At 66.7% G+C, this 17,483-nt stretch carries 10 protein-coding genes; 3 read left to right on the top strand and 7 right to left on the bottom strand.

The features are described 5' to 3' along the window. Positions 1-61 precede the first annotated feature (61 nt). The 6 genes from AAF481_06495 to AAF481_06470 form a co-directional block, all read right to left on the bottom strand. A complete protein-coding gene (locus tag AAF481_06495) occupies positions 62-1,078 on the bottom strand; it encodes a hypothetical protein (GenBank protein ID MEM7480804.1) in 1,017 nt (338 codons plus the stop codon). A gap of 68 nt (positions 1,079-1,146) precedes the next feature. Next, a complete protein-coding gene (locus AAF481_06490) occupies positions 1,147-2,163 on the bottom strand; it encodes a hypothetical protein (GenBank protein MEM7480803.1) in 1,017 nt (338 codons plus the stop codon). Between the two features lie 241 nt (positions 2,164-2,404). Next, positions 2,405-3,124: a hypothetical protein gene (locus AAF481_06485; protein MEM7480802.1), complete on the bottom strand. Its 720-nt coding sequence runs from the start codon at positions 3,122-3,124 to the stop codon at positions 2,405-2,407. Further along, a complete protein-coding gene (locus AAF481_06480; GenBank protein ID MEM7480801.1) occupies positions 3,121-3,687 on the bottom strand; it encodes an RNA polymerase sigma factor in 567 nt (188 codons plus the stop codon). The genes AAF481_06485 and AAF481_06480 overlap by 4 nt, the downstream gene beginning before the upstream one ends. Before the next feature lie 511 nt (positions 3,688-4,198). Then, positions 4,199-7,528: a choice-of-anchor D domain-containing protein gene (locus tag AAF481_06475; GenBank protein ID MEM7480800.1), complete on the bottom strand. Its 3,330-nt coding sequence runs from the start codon at positions 7,526-7,528 to the stop codon at positions 4,199-4,201. After that, positions 7,525-8,202 (bottom strand): hypothetical protein, encoded by a 678-nt coding sequence (locus tag AAF481_06470; protein ID MEM7480799.1) that lies wholly within the window; start codon positions 8,200-8,202, stop codon positions 7,525-7,527. The genes AAF481_06475 and AAF481_06470 overlap by 4 nt, the downstream gene beginning before the upstream one ends. A 231-nt stretch (positions 8,203-8,433) precedes the next feature. Between AAF481_06470 and AAF481_06465 the strand changes: the two genes are divergently transcribed. From AAF481_06465 to AAF481_06455, 3 genes are read left to right on the top strand one after another with little or no spacing between them, the layout of a single operon-like run. Next, positions 8,434-11,583, top strand: a complete 3,150-nt coding sequence (locus AAF481_06465; protein MEM7480798.1) for an efflux RND transporter permease subunit — start codon at positions 8,434-8,436, stop codon at positions 11,581-11,583. Between the two features lie 5 nt (positions 11,584-11,588). Next, positions 11,589-12,899, top strand: coding sequence for an efflux RND transporter periplasmic adaptor subunit (locus tag AAF481_06460; protein MEM7480797.1), 1,311 nt, complete (start codon positions 11,589-11,591; stop codon positions 12,897-12,899). A gap of 9 nt (positions 12,900-12,908) precedes the next feature. Beyond that, a complete protein-coding gene (locus AAF481_06455) occupies positions 12,909-16,085 on the top strand; it encodes an efflux RND transporter permease subunit (protein MEM7480796.1) in 3,177 nt (1,058 codons plus the stop codon). A 40-nt stretch (positions 16,086-16,125) separates the two neighbouring features. On the opposite strand, the gene AAF481_06450 is transcribed toward AAF481_06455, so the two are convergent. Next, positions 16,126-17,070 carry a hypothetical protein gene (locus AAF481_06450; GenBank protein ID MEM7480795.1) on the bottom strand — a complete coding sequence of 315 codons (945 nt, stop codon included), beginning with the start codon at positions 17,068-17,070 and terminating at the stop codon, positions 16,126-16,128. Positions 17,071-17,483: the final 413 nt, after the last annotated feature.

Raw genomic sequence — 17,483 nt, 5'->3', positions numbered from 1 at the left:
CCGATCGTTCTTCTCCCTTGATCGGGGACGATCCTACCGAAGCCCTGCGATCCGCCGCGGGTCAGGGTCCCTGCGGCGGCGGCCCTGGTCCGCCGGGGAGCAGGGGTCCGTCGTGGTCGGCGCCGAGGGAGGATTCAATTTCGGCTCCGCTGGGGATCCGGATCAAGATCTCGATGTCGACCAGCCGACCGGGACTCGTCCCTGCCGTCCGCGAAGCCGGTGGCGGGCTCACCAGATCGGTCAGCTCCTCCCACAGAATCGGGAAATGTACCGATTGCTCACGCGCCGGTGCCGACCAGACGGCGGACCAGCCGAGGCCCCGGGCCATCGGTACGGACAGGTACTCGAAGTCCTCCAGGCCGCGGTCGCAGAGGCTGGCGCTCACGTCGAGAACTCCAGCCCACGCACCGGCGAGGGCCAGATCGCTGTCGGGAGTGGCGGCCCCGGCCGGTGCCCAGAGAGCCGCGTTCCGACGTTCCCCCTCGGCGTCGTAGTAGGTCTCCACGTCGATGATGCGAAAGCCGTTCGCTTGCAGGTCTTCTTTCTCGTCGTAGAGGGCCGCGGCCGAGAGGCCGACCCGGAACGGATGGTCGCCCTCGCCGGGATGAAATACCGCAGCGACGACCTGTTCGCCCCCCACTGAGCGGTAGATCTCGATATCCACCATCCGGAAGTTCCGGCCGGCATACCTCTCGACCAAGTCGCCGATGCCGGTGAGGGAGGCGTCGACCACCAATTCGGCAGCCGGCCCCCGCCGCTGTGCCGCCGGAGTCTCGTGCCACAGACCGACGAACAGGCGATCGTCCGCCGAACCCCAGGTTTCGAAGTCGACCAGGCGAAAGCCTTGCTCCTCGAAGGTAGAGTCTTGAGCCCGAAAGGCGGCCAGATCCTCTTCCGCAGCGACGCGGGCCGCACCCGGTCCGGCCTCCCACAGGCCCCCGTAGCGAGTGACGAACCCCTCGTCGCCCGTATCCAGCACCAGCTCATCCGCCGGTTGGGCGGAACAGGAAGCGGCCACCAGAACGCCGCACCCCATCGCCCACACCCTGAATGCCCGCAATGCCGCAAATCGATTCATTCTTCGTTCCCTCCCAAGGAAAGGACCATCGTAGGCGATCCCCGTGGACCGCCTACCCCGCGCAACGATCAAGAGCCCTCTGACGGCTGGGCGTTGGGAATCAGAGGCCCGTCGTGATCCGCCCCCAGGGACGACTCGATCTCCCCGGCGTAGTGCCACAGGATCTCCAGGTCGATCAGCAGTCCACCTTCCGACGCCGGCGGCACCGGGCCCGGGAAGGGCGCGTCGAGGCGCGCCTCCACCTCTTCCCACGTCGCCGGAAACAGTACCGACTCAGCCACCGCCGGCGCCGTCCACAGGCCGGCGGCGGTCCATTCGTCCTGCTCGGCGTCGCGCCCCGGCATCAGCTCCAGATCCGTCAAATGGCGGCCGCAGGTCATGCCGGCACTCAGGTCAAGGATCCCCTGCCACGGTAGGCCGACGCCCAGGGTGGTTTCCGGCGAGGACTCCACCCCCTGCGCCCAGATCGCCGCAAAGTACCGTTTCCCGCTGGCATCGTAGTACTCCTCGATGTCCACCTGGCGACGCCCCTGGCTCTCGTTGTACCACTTCGCCTCGTACAACTCCTGAGCGGACAGGCCGACACCGTAGCGCGGCGGAGCATCGCCCGGATGAAACACGGCGGCGACCATCAGGTTTCCGCTCATCGAATAGACCTCGATATCCACGAGCTGGTAGCCGGTGGCGGAGTGATTCGAAATCACCCCGGCAATGCCATCGAAGGGATAGTCGACGACCAGCAGGGAGGCGTTCTCGACCGGCCGCGCGTCCCCCGGCACCTCGTGCCACAGGCCCACATAGAGGCGCTCGTCGCCGAATCCAATGGTTTCGAAGTCGACCAGCCGAAAGCCCTGTTGTTCAAATGCGGCGTTCTCCAGGTCGAACGCGGTGAGGGTCTCTTCGGAGGCGATGCGCGCCTCGCCCGGCGAGGCGGTCCACAGGGCGGCGTAGCGCGTCGACATGGGATCGTCACCGGGGTTCGAGGTCACGCCACCCACGGCATGGACAGCGGTCGCCAGAAGCAGCGCGGCGATGAAGTGAAGGAGCGTTTGCAGAGTCTTCGGTGCGTTGGTATTGCGGGTCATTTCGGGTTCCTCCGAATCGTGCAGGTGAGGGATTGTCATCGAGTTCGTTGTTCTTCGGTGGGTCTTGCCGACCCACTCGAAAGAACGACGATGGGGATCCGAATGACTCAAACTTTCTTGGGCTCGAGCAACGGCAGGCTGCGGAGGCCAACAGACCGGCACCGCGTGGGTCCATCGATCGACCCTTCGGACTCGCCGATCCGGCGAGTCGATTCTCTTGAGATGGTGGGAGAGGAAGTGCCTACTCGCCCGGTGCTGGGCGGCTCGCCTCGGGGAGTTCTACCAAATCCGGTTTCCAGAGCACCCGGAAGGTCTGGGATTGGAGGGGTTCACCATCCGGCAACTCCGCCTCCACCCGCCACAGCAGCACGCCGTCCGCGGCCAGACCGTCGACGACCGTCGGCGGCAGTTCGACGGCACCTTCGCCGTCCGGACCGACTTCCAGATCCGCCGCCCGGAAGACCTCTCGCAGATCGGTCTGACGCAGGACGGAGATCCGGTAGCGCCCCTCCGGCGGACCGCTCCAGCGCAGGACGAGCGATTCGCTCGACAGCTCCGCGTCGGCCGGCAGCAGCGACTCGATCGCCGCTCCGGCAGGGTCCCGGTAGACCGGTTTCTGTTCCGGCTGGAAAATGAACCACGACGCCATCACCGCCACCAGCAGGGCGGCGGCTACCGCGGAAAGACCACGCCATCGGGAGGGCGGAGTCGCCATCTCCGAGCGCTGCCTTTCGTCCTCCGCCAGCTCGGCCTGGAGTTCGCGCGCCAACTGCCATTCGAGCGCCAGGTCCGGATCCTCGATGGAGCGGTCCAACAGCTCGCGCAACTCCGCCGGCGGCAGTTCCCCGCGCACGGCCGCCCACACGGTTTCCGACGCGATGTCCGATGATCTTTCCGTTCGTCCGGCACCTTCGCGCAGCGCCCGGCTCAGCCGCTCCCGCTCACCGTCTTGCCGGGTCATGGCTGGAGCCCCTTGCCGGCGAGGCAGGCGCGGAGATCAGCCCGCCCGCGCTGGATCAGATTGCGGGCTTGTTTCAACCCCCAGCCACCCAGGTCCGCCGCTTCGGCGGCCGAGTGACCGTGTAGATGGAGCACCACGGCGGCACGCCGTGGCGCGATCAACCTCTTCAAACACTCAGCGATTTCGTCTCGCAACTGGCTCCCTGCGGTGCGCGCCTCCGGGTCCGGGACCCTCGCTTCAATCGGCATCGGTTCTCCTTCGTCGTCCTCGATCGCCACTTCGCGCCGCCGGCGCAACCGCCGGATCTCGTCGACCAACGCGCTGTAGGCGACCTTGTACAGATAGGACGAATTGAAGGTGCGTTCTTGCTCACTCGCTGCGAGAACATCGACAAGTCGCAGCATCGCCACCTGCACCAGATCGTCCGACTGGCTCTTCAACCAGGGCGGGCAGATCTTCCGCAACACCCGCTCCAGCCGGGGTCGCAGGCGGTCCATCGCCTCGGCGGAGATCGCCGCGTCCGGGGCGGCGGTGGCGCTGGGGTTGAAGAGTTTGGTGGCCATGCGTCGATAGGCGAAGAAAGGGAGAACCTCGGCGTTCTGCTAGAGAGCAAGGAACGTACCCCGCAAGGATAAACGGCGATTGCGGGGTTTCAAAGTTGCATCGAGCGCGGGGATTGGAGCGAGACCCGACCCATGTCACCCACGATTCGCGAGAAAGCGCGACAGGGCTCCGGGACGCTCCGCCACTCCAGCGGGTCGCTCTGGGCGCTTTTGGGGACCTTGGAGAACGCCAAGGCCTTCTAGCCTCCTCAGCGCGCCTTCGGCCGTAGACTCGCGCCGAATAGGTCGAATCTCGGCCACTGCGTTTCCTTCATGGGAGAGCAGGATCGTCCGCCCTTGCCGCAGCACTTGATGCAGGATTTCCCTGAAGTGTGCTCGCGCCTCGGAGGTGGAGATAGGTATCCGTCATCACCCGAAGATTCTAGACCGATCCCAGCGAGTCAAGATCCATCGCGCCTGTCGAGACTAGGCCCGGGTACGAAAGGAATCCGTACCCGGGCGCTTGCAGGGACTAGAAGGACACTTCGAGGCCGAGCTGCACCTCGTTGTACTCCAGGTCCGGCGAAGCGGTGAATGCGACGTGGTAGTCGTAGGCCGCCTCCAGGGAGAATCGCCGGCCGAGGGGCACGGCCAGGCCGAGGCCGAGGTTGGCGCCGCCTTCGAAATCACCCGGATCGAAGTGGTACATCCCGAAACCTCCGTTCAAGTACACCTGCACCGGATTGGCGGGATTGAAGGTGAACCGGTAGTTGCCGGACAGGCGGTAGATGTCCGTATCCGGCAAGGCCGGGCGGCCGTCGAGCTGTGCCCGGCTGAGCCGCACGTCCCAGGCGTGCTTCGGCAGGTAGGGATAGACGAAGCCCACCGTGAACGCCGACCCGTTGCGCGCCACGGCGCTCAGGGCACCGTGGGGATCCGCCAAACCGCCGCGCAGGCTGAACCGTGGCGGCGTGCGGCCGGTCAAGGTTCGGGTGACGAGGGGAGTGGTGGGATCGTCGCTGGAGATCGCAAGCTGGCAACTCTTGGGCCCCGGTAGGTCCGGGGTGAAGGCCACCGTCAGGTCGATGCAGCTTCCCGCCGCCAGGGTCTGCGGCAGCGGATTGCTCACCAGCGAGAAGTCGGTGCAGTCGATCGAGGCACCGGTCACCGCCAGGTCGCAGGATCCGGTGTTGCACATCGAGACGACGTTCTCCGCCGGCGTCCACGCCGAGGCGATGCCGAAGTCGGTGGAGCCGGTCACCGCGATGTTCTGCTCCGTTCCGATGCCCTCCGCCTCGACCTCGACTTGCGGGAAATTGACGTCGTTGCTCTGGACGAAGAGGGTGGCGCTCCGCGGGCCGGCAGCCCCCGGACTGAAGTCCACCCGGAAGGGGAAGCAGAAGTCGTGGCTGATCGACACCGGGAAGCCGCCGGACGGCGGTCGGACTTCGAACTCCGCATCGTTCGAGGTGATCGCACTGACCACCAGATTGCCGGCGCTGGTGTTGCACACTTCGAGCACCGCTTCGCCCTGGTCTCCGACACACACCTCGCCGAAATCGACCCCGCCGGGCACCTGAATCTCCGGCACCGGCACCTTCTGGAAGGTGATGCGCCAGGTGCTCCGCCCCTGGGTCCCCAGGTAGAGATAGATGTCGTCTCCCGGGGCACCGTGGTCGAAGTGGGCATAGCGCGCCCGGGGAATGTGCGGCACCCCGCTGATTCCCGGGGTGTTCGGATCGGTGACGAGTTGCCAGCGGGTGCCGCCGTTGACGCTCAGGAAGACGCCGGAATCCGCGCCGGCGGCCACCACGATGTCCGTATCGGCGGGATCGAAGGCGATCAGCGTCGGCTGCGCATAGCCACCGAAGCCGGTGAACGAGGTCGGCCCCATGCGGTTGGCGTACTGGAAAGTGCCACCGCCGGTCATCATCTGGTCGAGGGCGGGCAGCGCATTCCAGGTGGCGCCGCCGTCGTGGGTGATCACCATTTCGGGTTCCCCCGCGAAGGGAAGGTTCGAAGCGATGATGCGGTCGGTGTTGCCGGGGTCGACGGCGTACCGTCCGATGCCGTTGAAGGACGGCGGATTGACCGCCTGCCAGGTGCCGCCCGGATTGACCCCCTGGTAGCGGAAGAGTCCGCCCCGGCGATCGCCATTGCAGCCACCGCTCTTGACGAAGAAGGTCGGCGGCCCGCCGCTGTCGATCACCTGCACGCCGCAGGCCTGGAAGGGCGTGGAGGTGGCGCCGATCTCCGTCCACACGATCGGACTGGCGGTGATGTCGTCGGTGACGAAGATGCCCTGAGACGTGATCACCACGTAGTCGTCGGTACCGAAGTTGACCAGCGAATCGAGCTGCTGGAAGGAACGCAGCGTGCCCGGCGGATAGGTGTTGATCTCCGGCGATGGGCCGGAATACCCCGGCTGACTCACGAACAACCGGGTCGCCGGCGGCGGTGAGAAGCAGCAAATGGTGTTGAGCACCCGATTGGCGTCGCCGGCGACGTCGAAGCCGTCGCAACAGCGTTCGTTGTTCCAGGCGGGCGCCACGGCACCGCCGTCCGACGAACCGAAGCTACCGTTGTCCTGGTTACCGAAGTAGAGATCTTCCGATACCGCTCCGGCGCGGTTCACGCCGTGGAAGTCGAAAGCCCACAGGGCATGGGGCGTGACGATCGGCTGCTCCCACACCGGCGTATGGCAACCGGGGCTGGCGCCCAAGGTGTTGACGTAGACCCCACCGTCCGAGGAATAGATCAGCGGGCAGGCGTCCGAGGCCACCGCGGGATCAAAGGCGATGTCGCCCAGGTCGTCGTGGCCGCCGACGCTCCGGGTGAAGGGACCGGCCCAGGCCGCTGACGCCGCGCAGCGCGCCGCGCCGCCCGGTGCCGGGGAGGCCGGCGTCGTGCAGGTACCCCGGAACAGCCGGATGTCGCCGAACCACAGATCGTAGGTGGCACCGGCCCGTTGGTTGGTCGCCACAAAAGGAATACGCCCCTGGGCGCTGGGATTGGCATAGGCGTTCTGCCAGCTCTGGCCGCCGTCGTCACTCTCGAAGATCGTCGTACCGACGACCGCGAAAAGCACATACGACTCGTCCGGCGAGACGGCCAGGGAACAGCGGCCGCCGGGCAGCGGCGAAGGGCCGGCGGTGGTCCAGGTGGTACCGCCGTTCGTCGACCGCTGGTGACCGTCGTCACCGCAGAGATCGATCGTTCCCCCGTCGTGGACCACCACGTCCCAGATGCTGTCGGCACCGTCCGCCGGGGTGGGATCGAGATAGGTCCAGGTCGCCCCCCGGTTCTGGCTCACCGCCAGGCCGCAGCTCGTGCCGACGTAGATGTCGTTCGGGTCGGCCGGGTCGATGGCGATACCGAAGGCGGTCAATTCCGTCTGCCGGGCGGCGGTGGTGCAGAAGCCCGCCGGCGGTACGGCACTGGCCGGGCGATTCCAGGTGATGCCGCCGTCGGTGCTGACGTTGATGCCCGACTCGCTGACGGTGCGGCCGTCGTAGAAGGACGTGGCGTAGACCCGCTGGGCATCGTTGGGGTCGACCTGTACGTCCCAGGTGGCGGTCGGTACGTGACCATCGAGATGGGACCAACGCTGACCGCTGTCGGTGCTCTTCCAGAGGCCGCCCCACTCGCTCGCCGCGAACATGGTGGCAGGGGCCGAGGCAGCGACATCGATGCCGTTGATACGGCCGCCGGACGCTCCGTCCGGATCGGACGGATCGAGGGTCGAACGGCTCGGGCTGATATCCGACACCGTAGCCGTGAAGGCCGCCAAGGCGAAGGCCGGCGTGAGCACCAGCAGAAAAGCGAAGATCGCCCAGGGGGAGACGAAGACTGAACGCTTCATTGCGGTCCCTCCTCTCCCACCAGATCCGCCGGGCACACCGGCGCGGTGCAGGTCACCGACGGCGACAGCCATTCCCCGGAGGGAGAACCCACCACCACCCGCCAGGTGTAGTTTAGGCCCGGTTCGAGGCCTTCGACCACCGCGAAGATTTCGGCACTACGGGCGTTTTCAGAGACCTTCGAGCGCAGGGACTGGGCACTGGTCGAGTCGGTGATCTGCAGCTCATAGGCGCGAAGACCGCGGTCCGCCCCGGTCATCTTGCGGGACTGCGCCGATTCGTCGGAGGCGTCGCCCAGCGACAGGGTCAGGTAGTTTCCGCGGTCGAAACCGTGCTTGAAGACGGTTGTTTCAAGCCGCCTGGGCGCGTCCGCAACGGAGCGTAGGGCCTCCGGTGATCGATCAGCGAGCGACCAAGCGATTCGCGCCTTGCCGGTCCGCAAGACCAAATCGCTGCAGGACACCTCGCAGGTCAGTTTGGGTGGATCGGCCGGCGGCGGCGCGGCCTTCTCTTGCCGCGGTGGCTGCAGCTCGCCATCGGCCACCGCGGCGGTGGCCGCCTGGTCGGAAACACCGCGCATGTCCGCGGCAGAATCCTTCGTCCGGGCGGAAATACAACCCACCACCCCGAAGAGTCCCACCGCAACCAGCGCTGCGACGATCGATTTGAAATTCATTTCAGACCCCCTTGTCGAAAGTTCCGGAGATCAGAATCCCTGAATTCAAGCCATGCTCCCTAGGCGGCCCGACATGGCGTTCGTTACAACGCAATTCTTTGAAGATCGAAAGGGGGAAGCTTCCAGTTCAGCGCGGAATCGCAAGCTCTCGCCATCTCGCGGGTTTCACTGCAAGGGTGTAGGCTCTTCCTCCGACAACCGTCGTAAGAATCCGCCGCGTCCGACCTCGCCATGAGCCCCGAATCCACGTCCGCCGCCCCGCTCACCGGTCTGGTGCGCGCCGCCATCGATCGGCCGGTAACCCTGGCGATGGCGGTGGCGGGGGTGTTGGTGCTCGGCGGGGTGGCGCTCACCCGCCTGCCGCTCGAGTTCCAGCCGACCTTTTCGTCGTCGAACATCTCGGTGCAGGTGCCCTTCCGTTCTTCGTCGCCGGAGGAGATCGAGCGCGCCATCGTGCGGCCGCTGGAGGACTCCTTCGGTACCCTGAACGGCCTGGAGACCCTCTCCGCCACCGCCACCTCCGACGCCGCTCAGCTCCGGCTGAGTTTCTTGGACGGTACCGACATGGACCTCGCCACGGTCGAGGTCCGGGACCGCATCGACCGCGCCCGCCAGCGCCTACCGGACGACATCGACCGCATCACCATCCGCCGATTCCAGTCGACGGACATTCCGGTGTTGCGTTTCCAGGTGAGTTCCGACGGCTCCCAGGAAGCGTTGTTCGACTTCGCCGAGAACACCCTGCGGCGACGCCTGGAGCGACTGGACGGCGTGGCCCTGGTGGAGATGCGGGGACTGCGCACGCCGCGGGTGGAAATCGATCTCGACCCGGACCGCCTCGCGGCCCACGGCCTCGACGCCCGCTCCCTCGGCGAGGCGCTGCGCCGGGACCAGCGCAACCTCTCCGCCGGCGACCTACGGGAAGGCGGCCGCAAGCTCCTGGTGCGCGCCCTGGGCGAGCTGGACACGGTGGACGCGATCCGCCGCCTGCCGGTGGGCGACGGCACGGTGCGCCTGAGCGATGTCGCCACGGTCACCTTCACCCTGCCCGAGCAGGAGGAGTTCTCGTACTTGAATGGTGTCGAGGCGCTGACGGTGCAGGTCTACAAAGCGTCGACTGCCAATCTGCTGGCCGTGGCCGGTGCAGCCCGGGCGGAACTCGATGCGGTGCTCGCCTCGCCGGCGGGAGAGCCCTTCGCGGCGCACATCTACCACGACTCGTCGCAGGACGTGGAGAAAGGCCTCGCCCAGCTCCGCAACACCGGCCTCTTTGGCGGCGTGCTGGCGATCTTCACCATCCTGCTCTTCCTGCGCCGCTGGCGGCCGACCCTGCTGGTCGCCATCGCCGTGCCGGTGAGCGTGATCGCCACCTTCGTGCTGATGTTCGTGCTGCGCCAGAGCGGCGCCCTGCCGGACCTGACCTTGAACGTGGTGAGCCTGGCCGGGCTGATGCTCGCCCTGGGCATGCTGGTCGACAACTCGGTGGTGGTGATCGAGTCCATCTTCCGGCACCGCAACGACCTCGGCCAAGATGCTCGCACCGCCGCCCTGGTGGGCACCGCTGAGGTCGCCCTGCCGATCGTCGCCTCCACCGCCACGACGCTGTGCGTTTTCCTGCCGCTCACCTTCCTGACCGAGGGCGGACGCTTGGCGCGTTACTTCCAGAACATCGCCTCCACCCTGTCCATCGTCATCGCGGCATCTCTGGTGGTGGCGCTGACCGTTGTGCCGGCGGTGGCGCGACGAATTCTGGTGCGTCAGGAAGTCCGCCCGGAGCGCTCCACGGGGGCGACGGACCTCTACGTCCGCACCCTGGCCTTCACCCTGCGCCACCGGGCGCTCTTCCTGGTGCTGGTGGTGGCACTCCTGGGCGGTTCGATCTACCTCATGAGCACCGTCGAGCGGTCCTTCTCGGCGCGCACCGAGGAACGCCAGATCACTCTTTTGATCGACACCCCCCGGCAGTACACGGAGGCCGAGACTCGCGCCCTCTATGAAGGCCTCTACGAGCGCATCGACACTCGCCGGCAAGAGCTGGACATCGCCGACATCTCCTACACCTTCGATACCGGCACCGGCCGCTCCGGCGGCGGCTGGAGTCGCGACCGGCGGATCGAGATGTACCTGGTGGACGAGGCGGTCGCCACCCAGACCACCGCCGAGGCCCGCAACCGCCTGCGCGGGATGCTGCCGGAAATCCCCGGCGTCGGCCTGCGCATCAGCCAGGGGCGGGGCCAGGGCAGCGTTTCGGGCGTGGAGGTGGAGCTGACCGGCGACAATCCGGAAGTTCTGGCGCGCATGAGCCAACGCATCGCCGACCGCCTCGCCACCCTGCCGCGTATCCGCGATGTGGACACCTCCCTGGACTCCGGCGACGAAGAGATCCACCTGCAGGTGGATCGCGAGCGGGCGAACGCCGCCGGCCTATCGACCCTCGCCGTCGCCTCGACGGTCTCCGGGGCGCTTTCGGACCGGCCGGTCGCCTTCATGAAGACCGCCGACCGCGAAGTCGACCTGGTGCTGCGCTATCGCGAGGATCGCCGCGAGACCCTGCAACAGCTCCAGGGTTTTCCGGTGGGCGACCTGCCGCTATCGGCCTACGCGAATTTCGAGACGGTGCCCGGCCCACGCAGCATCCAACGCGAGGATCGGCGCTCGCAGGTGACCATCACCGCCAACACCCTGAGCGCCCGGGACGCCTTCGCCGCCAGCCGCGCCGTGTCGGAAGTGATGAGCGCCACCCCCATGCCACCGGGCACCGCCTGGAGCTTCGGCCGCTGGAGCCGTTTCGAGCGGGAGGATCGCGAGAGCGGCAACTTCGCGCTGGTCATGGCGCTGGTGTTGGTCTACCTGCTGATGGCGGCGCTCTTTGAGAGCTTCGTTCAGCCGCTGACCATTCTCTTCTCGGTGCCCTTTGCCCTGATCGGCGTGGCCCTCCTGATGCGCTTGACCCAAACCCCCTGGGACAACATGACCACCCTCGGCCTGGTCATCCTGCTCGGGGTGGTGGTCAACAACGCCATCGTGCTGATCGACCACATCAACGGCCTTCGCGCCGCAGGGCTGAGCCGGGACAAGGCGATCCTGGCCGGCGGACGCCACCGGCTGCGGCCGATCGCCATCACCGCCGTCACCACCCTGGTCGGCCTGCTGCCGATGGTGGCGCCGATCCTGGCGCCGGCCTGGTTCGGCCCCCTGGAAGGGCGCGCCGCCACCTGGGCGCCGATCGGCCTGGTGATCTTCGGCGGCTTGACCACCTCGACCTTCTTGACCCTGATGATCATCCCCACAATCTACTCGCTGATCGATGACTTCGTTCTCTTCGCCGGCCGGGTCCTGCGGGCCGCCCGCGGCCGGCCGGTTTCGCTCGCGAAGGAGTGACCGTGATGAACCGATGGAATTCGCTGGCGCTTCTCGCAGTCGCCTGGACCTTGAGTGCGGCCTGCGGCGGATCCGGCGATGCCGACAGCGGTGGAGCTTCCGGCCGCCGCGGCGGCGGACCGCCGTCTTTCGGCGGCGGCCCCGCGGCGGCGGTGCCGGTGGAGGTAGCCACCGTCGAGCGGCGTACCGTGTCGTCCTTTCTGGAGACCCACAGCACCCTCGAAGCGGAAAACGAGGTCGACCTGGTGGCCCGCCTGTCCGGACCGATCGTGCAGCTGGCGGCGGAAGAGGGCATGCGGGTATCGCGGGGACAGCTCCTCGCCCGCATCGACCCGGACGAAGCCCGCGCCCAGCGCGAGATCGCCCTGGTGGACAAGAACGAGAGTCAGCTCATCTACCAGCGTCTGCGACGGCTCTACGACGAAGGTCTGGTGAGCCAAGAACAACTCGAGCAGGCGCGGGCGCGAGCGGAATCCACCGCCGCGCAGCTCCAAGGCCGCGAGATCCAGCTCGACTGGGCGGAGGTGCGCGCCCCCTTCGCCGGTCTGATCGTCCGGCGCTACGTCAAGCAGGCGGAGACGGTGAGCGTCAACACCCCGCTGTTCCGGCTGTCGGACTTCGACCCCCTGCTCTGCCCCATCCAGGTGCCGGAGCGCGAGCTGGGGCGCCTAGAGCCAGGCCAGCGGGCGCGCCTCGAAGTGGAGGCCTTTCCGGACGAGACCTTTGAGGCGCGGGTGCTCCGCATCAGCCCGATCGTCGACGCCGACTCCGGTACCGTCGAGGTGACCCTCGAAGCCTCCGGCCGGAGCAAGCTGCGGCCGGGCATGTTCGCCTCGGTGTTCCTCGAAACAGAGAGCCGCGCCGACGCCCTGGTGATCCCCTTCTCGGCCCTCGCCCTCGACCGCCTCGGGGATTCCGTCTACGTGGTGGAGAACGATCAGGCGATGCGCCGAGAGATCGAGCTGGGCTTCCGCGAGGGGGACGCCGTGGAGGTGCGCTCCGGCCTCGCCGAGGACGAGGTGGTGGTGGCTGTGGGCCAGGACGGGCTGTCCGACGGCACGCCGGTGGAGATCGTCGAAGCCGGCGGCGAGGTCCGGCGGCCGGCAGCCGGCCGCCCTCCCGGCGGAGAAGCGGCGGGCGCCGTGGGCGAGGCCCGGCCGTTTCGCGCCGGTGGTCCGACCGGCGGCGAAGGCCCTTCGCCCGAACAAATCGAAGCGATCAAAGAACGCATGCGCCAGCGGGGACTTTCCGAAGAGCAGATCGAAGAGCGTTTGAAGCGCACGGGCGAGCGGCGACAAGGCGGCGGTGGGCAGTAGCACCTTTCCATGAAGATCGTCGATTTTTCGATCCGCCGGCCGGTGACGGTTTCGATTCTCGCCGTGGCGGGGATCGTCTTTGGCCTGGTCGCCTTCCAGCGCCTGCCGACGGACCTGCTGCCGGATCTCACCTACCCCTCCCTGACCGTCCGCACGGTGTTCGACGGCGCGGCGCCCTTCGAGGTCGAAAGCCTGGTCACCCGGCCGGTGGAGGACGTGGTCGGGGTGGTCAACGGCGTCACCCGGGTGACCTCCAGCTCACGGGCGGACACCAGCGAGGTGACCCTGGAGTTCACCTGGGGTACGGACATGGACATCGCCGGCCTCGACGTGCGCGAGCGCCTCGACGTGCTGGACCTGCCGGACGAGACGGATCGGCCGATCCTGCTGCGTTACGACCCGTCCTTGGATCCCATCCTGCGCATCGGCCTCACCGGTAGCGAGGGGGACGGAGCACAGGAGGGCGACGACGACCTGATCCGCCTGCGGCGCATCGCCGAAGACGAAGTCCAGCGCGCCCTCGAACGACTGGAGGGAGTGGCGGCGGTGGTGGTGAGCGGCGGCCTCGAAGAAGAGATCCAGGTGGAAGTGGACGAGCGGCGCCTCGCCAACCTCGGCCTCGACGTCGACCTCGTCACCCAGCGCCTGGCGCAGGAAAACGTCAACTTGACCGGTGGCCGCCTGCGCCAAGGGCGCGCCAAGTTCCTGGTGCGCACGGTCAACGAGATCCTGCGGCCGGAGGACCTGAACCGACTGGTGATCTCCCGTCAGGGCGAAGCCAACGTGCTGCTCGAAGACGTCGCCCGGGTGCGCCGCGGCCACCGTGAGCGCGAGATCATCACCCGCATCGACGGCCGCGAGTCGATCGAGGTCGCCGTCTACAAAGAGGGTGGCACCAACACCGTCACCGTTTCGGACACGGTGCGGGCGAACCTCGACACCTTGCGCGCCGAACTGCGGAAGGTCGATCCGAACCTCGACCTCACCCTCATCACCGATCAGGCTCGCTTCATCCGCAATGCCGTCGCCGAAGTGCTGGAAGCGGCTCTGTGGGGCGGCCTGCTGGCGGTGCTGGTGCTGTTCCTCTTCCTGGGCAACTGGCGGAGCACCCTGGTCATCGGCCTGGCGATTCCGATCTCCGTCGTCACCACCTTTTTCCTGATGTACGCCTTCGGCGTGTCCTTGAACATCATGTCGTTGGGCGGACTGACCCTGGGCATTGGCCTGTTGGTGGACAACGCCATCGTCGTCCTCGAAGCCATCCAGCGGCGGCGGGACTTGGGGTTGGGCGCCGTCGAGGCGGCCCGTGCCGGCGCCGGCGAAGTGGGCCGCGCGGTGGTGGCGAGCACCTTGACCACCCTGTGCGTCTTCGTGCCGATCGTCTTTGTCGAGGGGGTCGCCGGCCAGCTCTTTGGCGACCAGGCACTGACCGTCACCTTCTCGCTCATCGTCTCCCTGGCGGTGGCCCTGACCATCCTGCCGATGGCCGTCTCGCGAAGCCTGGGAAACGAGGCGGAAGCCGGCCCGGGCGACGAGCAGCACCGTGGCCTGTTCTTTCGCGGCACCGTCGCCGTCGCCCGCGCAGTCGCCTTGGTGCTGGGAGCCCTGGGACGGGTGATCCACCTTCTGACCACTCCCGTGCTGAGGATGTTTCAGGCCGGTTTCGGAAGGATCGAAGCTCTCTATGACCGTGCCCTGCCGCGCCTGCTGCGGCGCGCCGGCTGGGTGCTGGTGGCGGCGGTGGTGCTCCTGGCCCTGTCGCTCCTCCTCTACCCACGCCTCGGCCGCGAACTGATCCCGGAGATGGTGCAAGGGGAGATCTTCGTGGACGCGGAAATGCCCCCGGGCACGCCTCTCGAAACCACCTCCTTCACCCTCCGCCAGGTCGAGCAGGCAGCCCGCGCTCACCCGGAAATCACCGAGGTCTACGGCCTGGCGGGCACCTCGAACGAACAGGGCGGCGTGGCCGGCGAACTGCGCGAAAACCTCGGCCAGGTGACCTTCCTCCTGACGCCACCGGTGTCGCGCCAGCGAGAAGACGCGGTAATGGCCGACCTGCGCGCAACCCTCGACCGCCAGGAAGGTCTCACCTACCGCTTCGGCCGGCCGGCCTACTTCAGCTTCCAGACCCCCATCGAGCTGGAAGTGCGGGGCTACAACCTGGAGCTGCTCGATCGCCTCTCGGACCAGATCGTCGAGGGCTTGGCAGGGATCCCGGGGTTGACGGACATCAAGGCCTCCACCGAAGGCGGCAACCCGGAGCTGCGCATCCGCTTCGACCGCGAGCGGCTGGCAACTCTAGGCGTTGGCCTGGCCGATGCGGCGGCGGCCATTCGCACCAAGGTCAACGGCACCGTCGCCACGGACATCCAGCGCCGCGACCGCACCATCGACGTCCGGGTGCGGGCACAGGAAAACTTCCGGGACAGCACCGCGGACCTCCTCTCCCTGGCCGTCGAGCGGCGTGGCAAAACCTCTATCCCGCTGTCCGCCGTGGCGCAAGTGGAAGAGGTCGAAGGACCGGCGGACATCCGCCGCGCCGAGGGCGAGCGGGTGGCGATCCTCACCGCCAACCTCGACGGCCGCGACCTCGCCTCGGCCTCCGGCGACATCACCGACCTGATGAACACCCTACGCCTTCCGGAGGGTTTCGACTGGGAGCTGGGCGGCCAGCGCCGCGAGATGGCGACCTCCTACGACAGCCTGCGCCTCGCCCTGCTGCTGGCGGTATTCCTCGTCTACCTGGTGATGGCCTCACAGTTCGAGTCCTTCCTCCACCCGCTGGTCATCCTGTGCAGCGTGCCCTTCTCGGTGGTCGGGGCCCTTGGCATTCTGTGGCTGTTCGACGTCGCGATCAGCATCGTGGTGCTGATCGGCATGGTGATGCTCGCCGGCATCGTGGTGAACAACGCCATCCTGCTGGTCGACACCGCCAACCGCCTGCGGAGGAACGACGGCCTGGGGCGCGACGAAGCCATCGCCGCCGCCGGCAAAGCGCGACTGCGTCCCATTCTGATGACCACTGCCACCACCGTCTTCGGCCTCACCCCGATGGCCATCGGCCTCGGTGAAGGCAGCGAACTGCGCACCCCGATGGCCCTGACGGTGATCGGCGGTCTGGCGGTCTCGACCCTCTTGACGCTGGTGGTGCTGCCGGCCTTCTACCGGTTGGTCGAGCGCGAGTAGATTCCGGTTCGTTCCTGCTTCGAAACCGGTGCGGTACTCCCTAAAGGTCGAGCCGCGTACCGTCGGCAAAAAGAACGCTAAGAACCGTCATACTGCCGGTCATGTCCTCCAGATCCGTGGAACGCACCCACTGGTGATCGTCCATGAACTGGTTGTACTTGAACCCCTGACCCTTTTCTACGATCGACCCACCCGGCGCCAGCGGCTCTTCTAGAGTCCACTTGATATTCATCCGAGTCTCTCCGAAGAGGTCCTGCAAATGCAAGACACCTTTGATCGCCCGAGCCGGCTTTTCGAGTCCCTGGGCCGTGAACTCGATATCGAAGAAAACGAAGTCTTGGTAGTCCTGCTTGGTGAAGTTCTTCCGCAGCAGGCGAACTCCAATCATCTCCGCCCCGATGGATGCCTCCTGATCCTGGGTGACCGGACCCGGAGCAGCCTCATCTCCGGCCTGTGAACCAAGTGACTCGAGCTGCGGGATCGCCAGACCGTACTTTGCAGCCAAAAAGCGTTGCCTGAGCATCGCCAACGTCTGCTCCGAAGTGGCGACGGTTGCCGCCTTCATGCTGGCTACGAGTCCTCCGGAATACCGGTCGGCTTCGGCTCGGGCCTCAGCGAGACCCTCCTGCATCCCAGAGATCTCCGACTCCAGGCGTTGCGCCAAAGCGGCATCGGGTTCGGTCCCCGACACAACGACATCTACCTTCGCACCGCTTTCCAGGGCATGAACTCGCTGCTGGATCAGCACCTCTGTTGTCTTGAGGACTTCCAAGCGCGCCTCGATCAAACCCTTGACGAGACCCCCCACGTATTTTTCATTCTTCTTCTCGGTTTCTAGAATCTCCGTCCGCAGCAGCTCCAACTCGGCACGCAGTTCTCCGGCTCGCTCTAGCTCTTCAGTCGAAGGCTGAGCAAAACAGGCCGACGAAGACACTGAAACTCCCGCAATAATCCATGGCCAAAGAAAGCCAATACCTTTCTTCACGGCACCCCCCGTTCTCCCGTCAAAGATACCCACCGTTCGACACCGCAATCTGGGTCTGATCCCACAAGCAATGGGTAGGACTCGCAGCTCGACCCGACTCCTTACTCTAGGAAGCGCCATCCCTCAAAGTGGCGGGTCGAGGGTGCCCAACCTGGTACCCACCGAGGAAGGCAACACCGCAAGACGGCGGGAGGAGATCGACGAGACCCTTCGGACGTAAATGGTGCAAGCTCGGCGCACGCAAAAAAGAGAGCTGCCGGCGGGCGACGTCGTAGAGCGCCGTGTCGAGGTTTTCCGCCGGCACCACGTAGGCGCCGACAATGGTCCTGAAGGTGAAGGAGAGTAACCCCTGGTCGGTGACTGCATCCGGTCGTAGGACACCAGGGCCACGAGAGCGACTTTGACATCCGCCG

It is taken from the genome of Acidobacteriota bacterium, assembly GCA_039030395.1.
Taxonomy (GTDB): domain Bacteria; phylum Acidobacteriota; class Thermoanaerobaculia; order Multivoradales; family JBCCEF01; genus JBCCEF01.
The sequence above is the reverse complement of the archived record's forward strand: the minus strand, read 5'-3'. Positions and strand labels throughout refer to the sequence as shown.